A 13,714-nucleotide genomic window follows, 5' to 3' on the forward strand; every position below is an offset into this window, starting at 1 on the left:
GACTTAATACTAAGATAAAGTATCAAGTCAGCTTTTTTATATAATATTTTAAAATTAATTAGGCATTATTCTCTTGCAAAGTTTCTTCAGCTTTTTTCTGTTTTCTACCAGAGTTATTGCCATTGAAAGAAAAGTATCCAATGACTCCACCAAAGATAGCAGGAAGAACAAACCCAAACCCAATAGAAGATAAAGGCATAATTTGTAAGAAAGAAACATCAATAATATTGAATGATCCAATAACTTCTAATGTACTAAATAAAATAGTAGCATAAGTAGCATATTTAAAGACATTATCATTTTTAATTAGTTTATCAGCAAATGATAAGAAGACAAGAACAATTGTTGCAGGATAAACAATGCTTAAAATAGGAGCAGCAATAGCGATTATATTGCTAACGCCTAAAGTTGAAGCAATACCAGCAAAAATACAAATGGCAATAACAATTGCTTCATATGTTAACTTATTATTTGTAATCTTAGAAAAGAAAGTACCACATGCTGATGTTAGTCCAACAGATGTTGTTAAACAAGCAAGAGAAACAATTACAGCAAGCATAATTTTCCCAGTTTGACCTAATAAATCTTCAGTTAATGAAACTATAAGTTGAGTATTATTAATATTACTAGGATCAACACCTCCTAAAGCAGCAACATAGTTGTTTACATAAGATGCCCCTAAATAAGCAAGACCACCATAAACAATAAGTAAGGCAACAGTGGCAACAACACCTGCTTTTAAAGCCATTTTAACTTTAGAATTAACAGAAGTATATCCTCTTTGTCCTAAACTAACCATAATAACAGCTGATAAAGAAATAGCACCTAAAGCATCCATCGTTTGATATCCTTGAGCAATACCTTCTGCAACAACAGACTCTATAAACTCAGGTTGTTCAATAGGTCCAATTGGATCTAAAACTCCTTTAGCAATCATAGCAATTAAAGCAACCAATAATGCTGGAGTTAAGTATTGACCGATTATATCAACAACTTTAGAAGGCCTAATAGTTAAAAGCAAAGTTAAACCAAAAAAGACAACCGCAAATAAGGCAGTACTAGCACCGGGTAGTAAAGGAGCTACACCCATTTCAAAAGTAGTTGCACCAGTTCTTGGTATAGCAAGAAGTGGTCCCAAACACAACATAATTAAACTAGCAATAACAATAGCGACTTTTTTTCCAGATCTGCTAAAAACAGAAATAATATCTCCATTTTTTCTAGCAGCTGCAGCAAGAGCAACTAAAGCAAGACCTAAATCAGATATAATAAAAGCAGCAAATGCTAATAACCATTTATTACTTGAAACAAGACCTAAGTATGGTGGAAATATCAAGTTTCCAGCTCCAAAAAACATTGCAAACAACGCAAACCCTACAATGAAAGTATCTTTATACATTTTCTTCATAATATGCCTCCTAATATATAGTATTTAAATTTCCCACATTCATTTTACAAAAAAAATAAACACTATGCAATAACAATATTTTCCAAAAATTACGACAAAAAAATTTCACAACTTAAATACAATCATAACTTGATTCCAAAAAAAGACACATTAATCATTTTCAATAAAGACATACAAAATATCTAAATGTATAACAATTAAAATATAAAGTGTAATTTTATATTATAACTTTTGATAGCTCAATTTTAAATTTTACACCATATTGTAAGTTTTTTTAACATAAAGGATACAAATATGTAATTATTTTACCATTAGTCTAAAAGCTATTAAAATAATCTATAGCATTGACAGTTAATAAAGCTGAAGCATTATTCACAGTATTGTGAAATTTTTTAAATATATACACTGTAGTGAATAAATATTGATTATAGAAATTCTTAAACAAAGAGTAAACTAATCTATAGAAATATTAGTTTGTGAATATTTTCACTTTAATATAAAAGTAACTAGTTGATAAAAAATAACACATATATGAAGTTTAAAAATATAATGTACTTATCTTTAAGCTTAATTAAAGTAATATTATTTGCTATAATATTATTGAGGTGTCAATATGAATAAAAAAATTCAAACAATTATAACTACTTTTACAATTATATTGCTAAGTATACCAACTGAATTATTTGCAAAAGAAGTTGAAACAAAGTCAGTAGTTTCAAACATTTTTTCAAGAGAAGTCATTTCTGCTTTTCTAGTATCCTTAGTAGTAGTAGCCGGTTTTACATACACTCGTACTAAGAATAAAATGATTAAAGAGAAAAACCGTCAGATCCTAGAAAGACAAGCAGCAGCTAAAAAAGCAAAGAAACAAGCAAAGAAAAAGCATAGATAGGAGAAAACAAAATGGTGGCATTACTTGGATTAATATTTGGTGTGATAATAATACCAGTAGTTGCTCTAGTAGTGACATTATTAATCAAACTATCAAAACTAAAAAAGTAGGTAGTGTAATAAACTACACAACCTACTTATTATTTAAAAGTTACAATTTAATTGTAGCTTTTTTATTTGCTGTAAATTAAATTACCATCAATTACCGTTCTTAATACTTGGATATCTTTAATTGATTCAGAATCAATTTCAAAAATATCTTGATCTAACACAATAAAATCTGCAACTTTACCTTTTTCAAGACTTCCTTTCTTATCTTCTTCAAATGAAAGATAAGCAGGTGTAGTAGTGTAAGCTTCTATAGCATCCCATATATCAATGGTATCATAATCTTGAAATGGTTTATCACTTGGATGAAATGGATCTTTTCTTGTAACTGCACTATAAATATTTTCAAAAGGATTAATACTTTCAACTGGAGCATCAGTACTAAAACCAACCTTAACTCCATGTTCAATCATTTGTTTAAAAGCATAACTAGTAGCAGCTTTATCCTTTCCAACTCGTTGTTCAACTATATGTCTATCAGTTGCAACAAAGATAGGTTGAGCATAAATACAAGTTTTACTTCTTGAGATATTATCAACTAAACGAGGAGTAGTTATTTGAGCATGAATAATTCCATGACGATGAATATTATTAATATTTTCTTCTTGTAAATGAGAATAAGCTAATAAAATTCTTTCAACAGCTTTATCACCAATACCATGAATAGCAATTTGCATATCTTCTTCTTGAGCATATGTACAAATTTCAGTTAAAGCAGAATCAGAATAGTTACTTTGTCCAAAAGTATGAGCATCTTTATAACCATCATTTATTAAAGCAGACCATGCACCTAAAGAACCATCTAAGTATAGTTTAAGAGGCCCTAAGCGATAATTTTGATAATCTTGTAAAGACTTATAACCTTTACCAATAAACTCTGATAAGATCTCAATATTAGGTAAAGCACATTGCTGATATACTTTATAAGTTAATAAATTATTTGCATTTAAATCTTTATAAACATCAATAATAGTTTCAAAATCAATATTAGTAAAAGCACTGAAATCATCACTTTGTACCGATGTTATCCCATACTGAGCAAAGATAGGATTCATCTTAATTAATAAATCTTTAATTTCATCATTGGTATTTGGAGCAATAAACTGTCCTAAAATATCCTGATCTTTCTCTTTTAATACTCCATTTTTAATATCATCTAAATGACCTTTTAATAAAGTAGAATCAGGATTGTAAATATCAGCAACCTCATTAATTAGTTCAAGAGCTTTAGAATTTACAATAGTTACATGAATACAAATACGAGTAAAAGCTATAGGAATGTCCTTAGAAATCTTATCTAAATCATCTTTAGTAAATATAGTAGGATTCTTAAAATTATTTTGATTCCATCCTTTACCTAATAACCACTTATTTTGATCTTTAGAAAGATTTTCTTTACCTATTCTTATAATATCATCAATACTAAAAGTATTGTTTAAGTCAATATATTCATATTGTTTAGCTGTTTGTAAAACATGTAAATGACAATCATTAATACCAGGAATGATTGTATGATTATCTAAATCAATTATATCACTGTTTTTATTTAACATAGATAAAATGTCTTCATTAGATCCAATACTTGTAATGATTCCATCATCAATAATCATTGCAGAAGCTTTCTCTTTTCCATTCATTGTATAAATATTTCCATTAATGTATGTTTGTTTCATTTTGTGCAACACCCCTTTATTGCATAGTATCAAAACATTAAATATTAGTCAATTTAAATAAACTTAACTTTTATTATTTTATATATAAAATTTATAGATTATTACTAAAAAACAATAAATAAAGTTATATAATGTAGTTAAATACATCACTTTTACATTGTGTAATATAGAAGTAAAATGATATAATTAAAAAGGTGATGAAATGCAACAATATATGATACATAATAGTAAATTTAATAATAACAAAGTCGAATTTATAAAAGATGATCTACATCATATCTATAAAGTGATGAGACATAACTTTAATGATAAAGTAGAAGTAGTAAATATAAATACAAATAAAAAATATCTAGCATCTTTAAATGATGATAGTCAATCAGCGACAATAATTAAAGAAATAGAACATAGTAGTGAACTAAATCATGAGTTAGTATTAGCTTATGGTTTAGTGAAAGCTGATAAATTAGAATTTGTAATACAAAAAGCTGCTGAATTAGGAGTAACTAAATTTATTCCTTTAATAATGGAAAGAAGTATTGTTAAATACGATCAAAAAAAACTAGCTAAAAAAATAGAACGATGGCAAAAAATTATTAAAGAGGCTTGTGAACAAGCTCATCGTAATGCTTTGATGGAAATAATGATGCCAATAAGTGTAAAGGAATTAATGCAGTATAGTAAGGATATTAATTTAGTAGCTTATGAAGAAGCTAAGGTTGATTCAAAAATAAATAAATGTATAAAACAAAATAAATCAGTTATGTTAGTTGTTGGTCCTGAAGGTGGAATAAGTTCTAAAGAAATTGAAGTGTTCAAGGATAATAATTATGATATTGTAACACTCGGTAAACGAATATTAAGAACAGAAACAGCAGTTATTAGCTCATTAGCTATCATAACTGATTTAATGGAATAGAAGGGATGATTAAATGAAAACATTTGCAATGTATAGTTTAGGTTGTAAAGTAAATAGTTATGAAAGTAATGCTATAGCAAGACTATTTGAAATAGATGAATATATGCAAGTAGATTTTAAAGAAAAGGCAGATGTCTATATCATAAATACATGCACTGTAACTAATACAGGTGATGCTAAAAGTAGAAAGATAATAAGACAGGCTGCTAAAAGAAATAAAGATGCAATTGTAGTAGCATTTGGATGTTATGCACAAGTAAGCCCAGATGAAGTAATTGAAATTGAAGGTGTTGATATTGTTCTAGGTACACAATATCGCGATAAGATTGTAGAGCTTGTTAAAAATCATGATAAAAGTCAAAAGTTAAAAAAAGTTGATGATATCTTCAAAAGTGAAAAATTTGAGGATTTTGAACTACAAACTCATACGACAAACAAAAGAGCTTATTTAAAGATTCAAGAGGGTTGTAATAACTTTTGTACATATTGTATTATTCCTTATGCAAGAGGTAAAATGCGTTCTAGGGATAAAGAAAGTATTATAAATGAGGCTATATCTTTATGTGCTGATGGATATAATGAAATAGTTTTAACTGGAATACACACAGGTGGCTATGGCTATGATTTAAATAACTATAATTTTGATGATTTACTAGAAGAAATATTAACTAGAGTACCTCAGTTACAAAGATTAAGAATATCTTCGATTGAAATATCTCAAATTACAACTAAAACACTAGATATTATTAAAAATAATCCAAGAATTGCAAGACATTTACATATACCAATACAAGCTGGAACTGATACTATTTTAGCCTTAATGCAAAGAAAGTATAATATTCAACAGTATCTTGAAAAGCTAACAGAAATTAGAGATAAAGTAGAAGATATAGCTTTAACTACAGATTTAATAGTTGGCTTTCCAAATGAAACAGATGAGTTATTCCAAGATACATTAGACTTAGTAGAAAAATGTAATTTCTTTGAAGTACATGTCTTTCCTTACTCTGCAAGAAAAGGTACTCCAGCTGCAAGTATGGAAAATCAAGTAGATGAAAGAGTTAAAAAACAAAGAGTAGAACAAATAATAAATTTGCAACATAAACAAAGTAGAAAATATATTAATAACCATATTGGGAGTATTTTAGAAGTAATTGTCGAAGGTTATGATTCAAAAGAAGAATTGTATTATGGACACAGCTCTAATTATATAAAAGTATTTTTTGCTATAAGCAATGAAATTAATCCAGGTGATATTGTTAATGTAGAAATAACTGAAAATAGATTTATTCCAGTAGGAAAGGTCGTATAGTATGAAATTAAAAGAACTATATAATATAGATAGTGATATAAATGTAGAATACTTAAGTGAAGATAATCGTGATATTAAACCTAATAGTTTATACTTTGCTTTAGAAGGTGCTAATTTTGATGGACATAGTGCAATTGATCAAGTAATTAATGATGGTGCTAAAGTAATAGTTCATACAAAAAATCTGACAAATTATCAAGATGATATTGTATATCTAAAAGTTGAAGATATAAATAAAACAATGGCAGAAATAGCAAATGCATTTTATAATAATGCTTCAGATAAAATGGTGGTAACAGGCATTACAGGTACAAATGGTAAGACTACTATAGCTTGGTTATTACATGATATTCTAACTAAATTGAGTAGTAGTGGTTATATTGGTACAATTGGTATTGAATATAATAACAAAGTACTTAAAAATCATTTTACAACTCCAAAACCAATAGAATTAAATAGTGTCCTTTCAAAAATGAAACAAGATAATGTTAAGTATGTAAACTTAGAAGTATCTTCACATGCTTTAGAACAAAAAAGAAGTCATAGTATAGATATTGATTATGCTGTAATGAGTAATTTTACAAATGATCATGAAAACTTTCATGGTGGAATGGAAAACTATAAAAAAGCTAAACAAATATTATTTAAAGGATTAAAAAAAGAAGCTTATGCTATTTTAAATAAAGATGATATAACATACGATGAATATTCAAAGTGTACTAAAGCAAAAGTTATTTCATATGGAATAAGAAATAATGCTGATGTTATGGCAAGTAATATTGTTTTAAATAAAAAGAATACAACATTTGATTTGAAATTATTTGATAAAAATTATAAAATACAGTCAAATTTAGTAGCAGAATTTAATGTTTATAATTTATTACCTGTAATAACTATTTGTTATTTAGAAGGTTTTGATATCGAAAAAATAATGCCATTATTTAATGAGTTTTCATATCCACAAGGAAGAATGGAGAACTTAGATTATGGACAAGATTATACTGTAATAGTAGATTATGCTCATACGCCAGATGGATTTGAAAAAGTATTCACTTATGCTAAAGAAATAGCAAACGCAGATATAATAAGTGTATTTGGAAGTGCTGGTGGAGATAGAGATAAAAGTAAAAGACCAGTGTTAGGAAATATTGCGAGTAAGTATTCAAGTCAAATAATACTGACACAAGAAGATCCTAGAACTGAAAAAGTAGAAGATATAAACAGTGAAATAGCTAGTGGTTTTATATACAATACTAATTATATTCAGTTTTCTAAAAGAAAAGATGCACTAATACATGCAATAAATAATGCTAAAAAAGATGATTTGATATTGATATTAGCAAAAGCTAATGATAAATATAATGTAGTTGGAATTAACGAAGATGAGCCATATGAGGGTGATATCGATTTAAGTAAACGTTTAATAAATGAAAGGTTAGGAAAAGAAAATGAAATTAAGTAAATATATTGATCACACATTATTAAAAGCAGAGGCAACTAAAGAACAAATACATACATTATGTCAAGAAGCGATATCTAATGATTTTGCATCTGTTTGTGTTAATCCATTTTGGGTAAAATATTGTGCTGAAATACTTGAAGAAGAAACTGTAGATGTATGTACAGTAATTGGATTTCCTTTAGGAGCAAATACAAAAGAAGTAAAATATTTTGAAGCTAAAGATGCAATAGTAAATGGTGCTGCAGAAGTTGATATGGTAATAAATATTGGAGCTTTAAAAAGTGGCTTCTATGATGTAGTTTTAGATGATATAAAAGCTGTTGTTAGTGCTGCAAACCAAGAAGCATTAGTAAAAGTAATTATCGAAACATCTTTACTAAATGAAGAAGAAAAAATAAAAGCATGTGAGCTTGCAATGGAAGCTGGAGCAGATTTTGTGAAAACTAGTACAGGATTTTCAACTGGTGGAGCAACTGTAGCTGATGTTAAACTAATGAAATCAGTGGTAAAAGATTTATTACAAGTTAAAGCTAGTGGTGGTGTTAGAACTCCAGAAGACTTTAATGCAATGATAGAAGCTGGAGCAACTAGAATTGGTACATCTAATGGAATTGCACTAGTTTCAAATGAATCTGCACCAAAAGGATCATACTAATAATATAATTTTAAATACTCAAAACACCTCTAAGTTAGAGTTAAGTATCTAACTTAGAGGTGTTTTTTCGATTTAGCTTATCATATATAGTATTTTAATTTGCTTGTGTAAAGAGTTTAATTTCAATAATTATTAAATACAATCACTTCATAAAATATATGAATCTTTTTATTAGCTATACAACAGTTTTTTGAATATATGTAATTGTATAATTGAATAAAAGATCTAGTAAAATAAAAAAGCTAAATACATACTTTCTTAAAAGTATGGTACTTAACTTCAATACATAATTAGTAATAATTATCTACTTTTAATAAAAGTATTAAAAAATTGTAAAAACTATAAATGTTAATAGCTAATTTTTAGTTCTAAAAAGATAAGTGAAAACTAAAACTACTATTAAAGTTATTATAGTTGTATACAAAGGACTAAAATTTAAATAAAAATATAAAGAAGCCGAAAGTAATGCACCAGCGAAAAAGCCAATTGCTATTAAAAAAGATTTAGCTGATTTAGTTCCATGTTTCTTTCCTTTTTCACAGAAATGATAATATAAATACTCTGAAGCTGTTCTAATATTTCCAGTAGTCATTGTTGTCGAGAATGGTACACCAGATAATTTTCGATAAGTACCAACCTGTAATGCTGCAACAAAAGAGATAATTGAATTTATTATTATTTGATTAAAGTTTAGCTCAAAAACAGCTATAATTAGCAATAAAACAATCTCTATTATTAAAATAGCGTGCTGCCAATCGATTTTTTTGAACTTATGAGAATATCTAACTTTAATATGTTCTACTAACATTGTTCCAATAATGAAACAAATAATAGGAGGAACATAATGGATAACTTGAGCAAAGTTTTGTTTAGCTAAGTTAATTCCTAATAATAAAACATTAGCTGATTGCATGCTTGCAAAAACTTCACCTTGTAACATAAAAGTATAAGTATCCATAGCTCCGCCAGCTACTGCTAATATTATTCCGATGTATAATCTTTCATGGATATTAATTTTATTTTTTTCCATTATAAACACCTCATTAATATTATATCTCAAAGTACAAATAAAATCACTAATTTTAGTACTGTGTATTTGAACAAACACTAGTTGTTGTGGTATACTATATAAGATAGATAAAATGATTATTTACAGAATTTTAACAAAATAATATTATCTTTATAAGGAGGGAATTAGCATGGGAGAAGTTGTATATACAGCTGAACGTGTTTTACCATCACTATACTTTGTAGGTAAGAAAATGGACGAAAAAGATGGTTTAGGTAATAAATCTACAATTGCATTTAGAGATGAAGTAATTGAGAGTAAACAATTAGAAATTTTAAAAGAATTAGAAGGTAATTTTGATGATTCATTAACTTGTTTAATGATTAATGAAGAAGATTTTTCTTATTGGGTAGGTTACTTTTTTGAAAAAAGTAGTAATATTCCTGATGGGTTTGATTATATGGAATTACCTAAAAGCAGAGTAGTGGTTACTTGGCTTAAAGGAAAACAATCAACATCTGATCTATATGGTCAGGATGCTATAGCACAAAGTTTATTAGCCCTAAAAAATGCAGATATAATTAAAGATGTCAACTTTGATAGAGTTCATTATTACTATGAACGTTATGATAATAGAAGATTTAATTTTTCAAATGATGAAACTATCTTAGATTATGGTTTTTATATTCAATAAACAATTTTATTTTCTAAAATAATATATGCTTATTCAAAAAAGCATGGTATAATTATCAAAAAAATAAGGAGTGTCAGTAATGGATAATAATTTAGCCATTTTGCTTATATTATTACTTGTAATATTTATAGCAATATTTGCTTGTATCTTCACTATTTCTAATGCAGTTGGAAATTCAATTAGAATGGAATCAGAAGAAGAATAAAATAAAAAAGGAGATTTATTTCTCCTTTTTTTTATGCCTTTATATAATTACTTTTCAATATAATTATTAACTTTTGTATGATTATCAATATATTTAACTAAAGCTTTAGCTTCATTACTTACCATTGAGTTTTCATCATTATTTTGTACATTTAATAAGTAATTCATAACCTTTGCAACTTCTTGAGGTCTTTGAATTGCCATTTCTTTAAACACTTGTAAAGCTTGCTTTCTAACATCTGGTGTTCGATCCTTTAACATTTCAATAATTATTTCTAAATAAGATTTTAAAGCATCAGGATTATAAGATGCTACTTTAGTAGCAGCCCATGCTACAGCTTCCCTAACCGTAGGATTATTATCACTTCTCATATTGATTATTTTAGCTAAGTTTGGCTCAATTGCTTTAAAATCAGCAGTTGATATTCTTGCTAATGCATGGATAGCTTTAACCCTTAATTCAGGTTTTTCATCATCTAAAAACTTAGTAATCTTATTAATGTTTGGATAGACTAAAGTATAGTATCCCATTCCGATTTCACCTAAAAACCATAATGAATGAGCTTTAATAGCAACAACATCAGAATCTAATAGTTTGTATAATTGATCTACTAAAGGTTGATCCTGATCTAATCTAGTTAATTCCATTAAAGTTAAACCTTTTAAGATTGTTTTTTCATCATTACTTTTAAGCATTTCGATAATATCATTAGTACTTATTGCTTGATCATGTAATTGTCTTTCTTCTTTATGAGGATTAGACAATTCCTTTATTTGTTCACTAGTTCTTTTGTTTGGTTGATTAATATTTTTGTTTGACATAAAATTCCACTCCCTCTTTCTCTGATATTAAAAAAATTATAACATGAAAAGTTATAAGTAACCTTAGATATGCTATATAAGGTTAAAGAAAAACACTTAAGATAATTCTCAAGTGTTTATTTTATATTTAATAAAATTAAAGTAATACTTATTAATACTAATAAAATAATAATAACTATTGTATAGTAGCGATTGATTTTAGGATTTAAAGATTCAAAACGATCTTCAAAGTTAAAGTAATTATCTTTACGTTTTTTCTTACGATAAGCTTCAACATGACTGTTAGAAACTTGATCCATTTGTAAAGTATAACTTAATCTTTGTTGTTTTTCACCAACAGTATTAGTTGTTGTAGTTTTTTTATCCTTATTACTAGCGCGACTTTTAATAACTCTAATTTCTGGAGATTTTTTAACATCATCAGTCTGCGGTCTTTTAACAACACTTTTTTCATTATCCTTTAAAGAAGTAATTGGCTTAGAAGGCGTTACTTTAGTTTTAGATAAAGGCTTGTTGTCAGAATTAATTTTTTTGATAATAGCTTTTTTAGCTTGTTCTCTTTCCTTGCGCTTTTGTTCAATTTGTTCAGACAATAAATCAGGGTGCTTCTTAAAAAAGTCTTCTCGTTTTTTTTGAGATTCCTTTAATTTAGCAATGTTAATATTCATTGTATATGATTGATCTTTATTCTCGCTAGTCTTAGTTAACGGTTTGCTTTTTACTTCATCATCATTCAATTAGATCACCTCTAGATTGTTTATTTTGTTAGCTCTCTTTCTATCATTATCTTTTAAATGCTTTTTACGAATTCTAATAGTTTCAGGAGTGATTTCAACCAACTCATCATCCTCTATAAACGCAAGAGCCTCTTCTAATGTCATGATAATAGGGTTACCTAATTTAATTGCATCATCAGTACCACTAGCACGAACATTAGTAAGTTTTTTATTTTTAGTTGGATTTACAACAAGGTCATTATCTCTTGAGTTTAAACCAACTACCATACCTTCATATACTTTAGTACCAGGTGTTACAAACATTGTACCACGTTCAGATAAATTCATTAATGAATATCCCATGGCATCACCATCAACACCTGATACAAATACACCATTCTTACGTCCATCTAAAGCACCTTTATATGGTTGGTAGCTATCAAATATTTTTACCATAATACCTTCACCATGAGTATCATTGATAAAAGTTGTATTATAACCAATTAAAGATCTAGTTGGTACAAGATACTCTAATCTTATCATAGCATTTTTTGGCATCATGTTAAGCATTTCACCTTTTTTAAGATTTAATGTATTGATGATTGTACCAGAATATTCTTCAGGAACATCAATTGTAACTCTTTCAATAGGTTCATGAATTTTTCCATTAATTTCGCGATAAATAACTTCAGGTTTAGAAACTGCAATTTCAAATCCTTCACGACGCATGTTTTCTAAAAGAATAGATAAGTGTAATTCACCACGTCCACTAACTTTAAATCCATCAGCAGCACTATCAAGGTTTTCTACAGTTAATCCAACATTAACCTCTAATTCTTTATCTAAACGATCTTTAATATTTCTAGTAGTTAAATACTTACCTTCTTGACCAGCAAAAGGTGATTTATTAACTAAGAAGTTCATTGCCATTGTAGGTTTTTCAATATTAATTAATTCTAAAGGTTGAGGATCATTTTCATCACAAATTGTTTCACCAATTGTAATATCATCAATTCCAGAAATAACAACTATATCATTTGCAACAGCTTTTTTGACAGAAACTCTATTTAAACCTTCATATACAAAAACTTTATTAACTTTCTTTTTAACAAGTTGTCCTTCAACATTATTTACTAAGACATTTTGACCTTCTTCAATAGTCCCTTGAAATAATCTACCTATTCCAAGACGCCCTATAAAGTTGTCATATGCAAGAGAAGAAATTTGTAATTGAGTAGGTTTTTCTACTAATGTATCATCAATACTTACATGTTCAATTATTGTATTAAATAAAGGAGTTAAATCATTATAATCATCATTTAAATCATATTTAACAATACCTTGTTTAGCAATTCCAAACAATGTTGGGAATTCTAATTGTTTATCATTAGCATCTAATTCAATAAATAATTCCATAACTTCATCAATAACTTCAATAGCTCTTTGATCAGGTTTATCAATTTTATTGATTAATAAGATAGGATTAATACCTAATTCAAGAGATTTTGAAAGCACAAAACGTGTTTGTGGCATTACCCCTTCAGCACTATCGACTAATAAAATTACTGTATCAACAGTCTTGATAATACGTTCAACTTCACTTGAGAAGTCCGCGTGTCCAGGAGTGTCAACGATATTAATTTTATAATCCTTATACTTAATACTACAGTTCTTAGAATATATTGTAATACCTCTTTCTTTTTCAAGGTCATTACTGTCCATAACTTGGTTATGAGCTTCCATTGTATTACTTTGACTCAAAAATGCATCTACTAGAGTCGATTTACCAGCATCAACGTGTGCGATTACTGCGATGTTTATTATTTTATTCATTAATTTTTCAC

The 13,714-nt window shown here is 27.5% G+C and carries 13 protein-coding genes; 7 read left to right on the forward strand and 6 right to left on the reverse strand.

What is annotated here, in order from left to right:
* Positions 1-58: 58 nt before the first annotated feature.
* Positions 59-1,408, reverse strand: a complete 1,350-nt coding sequence (brnQ, locus tag ACD762_RS01865) for a branched-chain amino acid transport system II carrier protein (protein WP_423364176.1) — start codon at positions 1,406-1,408, stop codon at positions 59-61.
* 613 nt (positions 1,409-2,021) lie between these two features.
* On the opposite strand from brnQ, the gene ACD762_RS01870 reads away from it, so the two are divergent.
* Positions 2,022-2,300 carry a hypothetical protein gene (locus tag ACD762_RS01870; RefSeq protein WP_423364177.1) on the forward strand — a complete coding sequence of 93 codons (279 nt, stop codon included), beginning with the start codon at positions 2,022-2,024 and terminating at the stop codon, positions 2,298-2,300.
* A 172-nt stretch (positions 2,301-2,472) separates the two neighbouring features.
* Here ACD762_RS01870 and ACD762_RS01875 read toward each other — a convergent pair whose 3' ends face one another.
* Complete coding sequence (locus ACD762_RS01875; RefSeq protein ID WP_423364178.1) at positions 2,473-4,080, reverse strand: amidohydrolase; 1,608 nt, start codon at positions 4,078-4,080, stop codon at positions 2,473-2,475.
* Between the two features lie 202 nt (positions 4,081-4,282).
* Here ACD762_RS01875 and ACD762_RS01880 point away from each other — a divergent pair, with 202 nt between their 5' ends.
* From ACD762_RS01880 to deoC, 4 genes are read left to right on the forward strand one after another with little or no spacing between them, the layout of a single operon-like run.
* Entirely contained in the window at positions 4,283-4,996 is a 714-nt protein-coding gene (locus ACD762_RS01880; protein WP_423364179.1) for an RsmE family RNA methyltransferase, read from the forward strand.
* Positions 4,997-5,009: 13 nt separating this feature from the next.
* Positions 5,010-6,308, forward strand: coding sequence for a tRNA (N(6)-L-threonylcarbamoyladenosine(37)-C(2))-methylthiotransferase MtaB (gene mtaB / locus ACD762_RS01885; RefSeq protein ID WP_423364180.1), 1,299 nt, complete (start codon positions 5,010-5,012; stop codon positions 6,306-6,308).
* A 1-nt stretch (position 6,309) separates the two neighbouring features.
* A complete protein-coding gene (locus ACD762_RS01890) occupies positions 6,310-7,770 on the forward strand; it encodes a UDP-N-acetylmuramoyl-L-alanyl-D-glutamate--2,6-diaminopimelate ligase (RefSeq protein WP_423364181.1) in 1,461 nt (486 codons plus the stop codon).
* Positions 7,757-8,425: a deoxyribose-phosphate aldolase gene (gene deoC / locus ACD762_RS01895; protein WP_423364182.1), complete on the forward strand. Its 669-nt coding sequence runs from the start codon at positions 7,757-7,759 to the stop codon at positions 8,423-8,425. The genes ACD762_RS01890 and deoC overlap by 14 nt, the downstream gene beginning before the upstream one ends.
* Positions 8,426-8,780: 355 nt before the next feature.
* Here deoC and ACD762_RS01900 read toward each other — a convergent pair whose 3' ends face one another.
* The gene (locus ACD762_RS01900) at positions 8,781-9,455 is read right to left on the reverse strand and encodes a YoaK family protein (protein ID WP_423364183.1); all 675 of its coding nucleotides are present in this window, start codon (positions 9,453-9,455) and stop codon (positions 8,781-8,783) included.
* A 169-nt stretch (positions 9,456-9,624) separates the two neighbouring features.
* On the opposite strand from ACD762_RS01900, the gene ACD762_RS01905 reads away from it, so the two are divergent.
* A complete protein-coding gene (locus tag ACD762_RS01905) occupies positions 9,625-10,128 on the forward strand; it encodes a hypothetical protein (protein WP_423364184.1) in 504 nt (167 codons plus the stop codon).
* A gap of 79 nt (positions 10,129-10,207) precedes the next feature.
* Positions 10,208-10,333 (forward strand): hypothetical protein, encoded by a 126-nt coding sequence (locus ACD762_RS01910; protein ID WP_423364185.1) that lies wholly within the window; start codon positions 10,208-10,210, stop codon positions 10,331-10,333.
* A gap of 47 nt (positions 10,334-10,380) precedes the next feature.
* Here the strand turns inward: ACD762_RS01910 and ACD762_RS01915 are convergent, their stop codons facing one another.
* The 3 genes from ACD762_RS01915 to typA form a co-directional block, all read right to left on the reverse strand.
* Complete coding sequence (locus tag ACD762_RS01915; RefSeq protein ID WP_423364186.1) at positions 10,381-11,154, reverse strand: HEAT repeat domain-containing protein; 774 nt, start codon at positions 11,152-11,154, stop codon at positions 10,381-10,383.
* A 116-nt stretch (positions 11,155-11,270) separates the two neighbouring features.
* Entirely contained in the window at positions 11,271-11,891 is a 621-nt protein-coding gene (locus ACD762_RS01920) for a hypothetical protein (protein ID WP_423364187.1), read from the reverse strand.
* Positions 11,892-13,703, reverse strand: a complete 1,812-nt coding sequence (gene typA / locus ACD762_RS01925) for a translational GTPase TypA (RefSeq protein ID WP_423364188.1) — start codon at positions 13,701-13,703, stop codon at positions 11,892-11,894.
* Positions 13,704-13,714: the final 11 nt, after the last annotated feature.

Origin of the sequence: Mycoplasma sp. P36-A1 (assembly GCF_049478495.1) — a bacterium.
Classification (GTDB): domain Bacteria; phylum Bacillota_I; class Bacilli_A; order JAJDGJ01; family JAJDGJ01; genus P36-A1.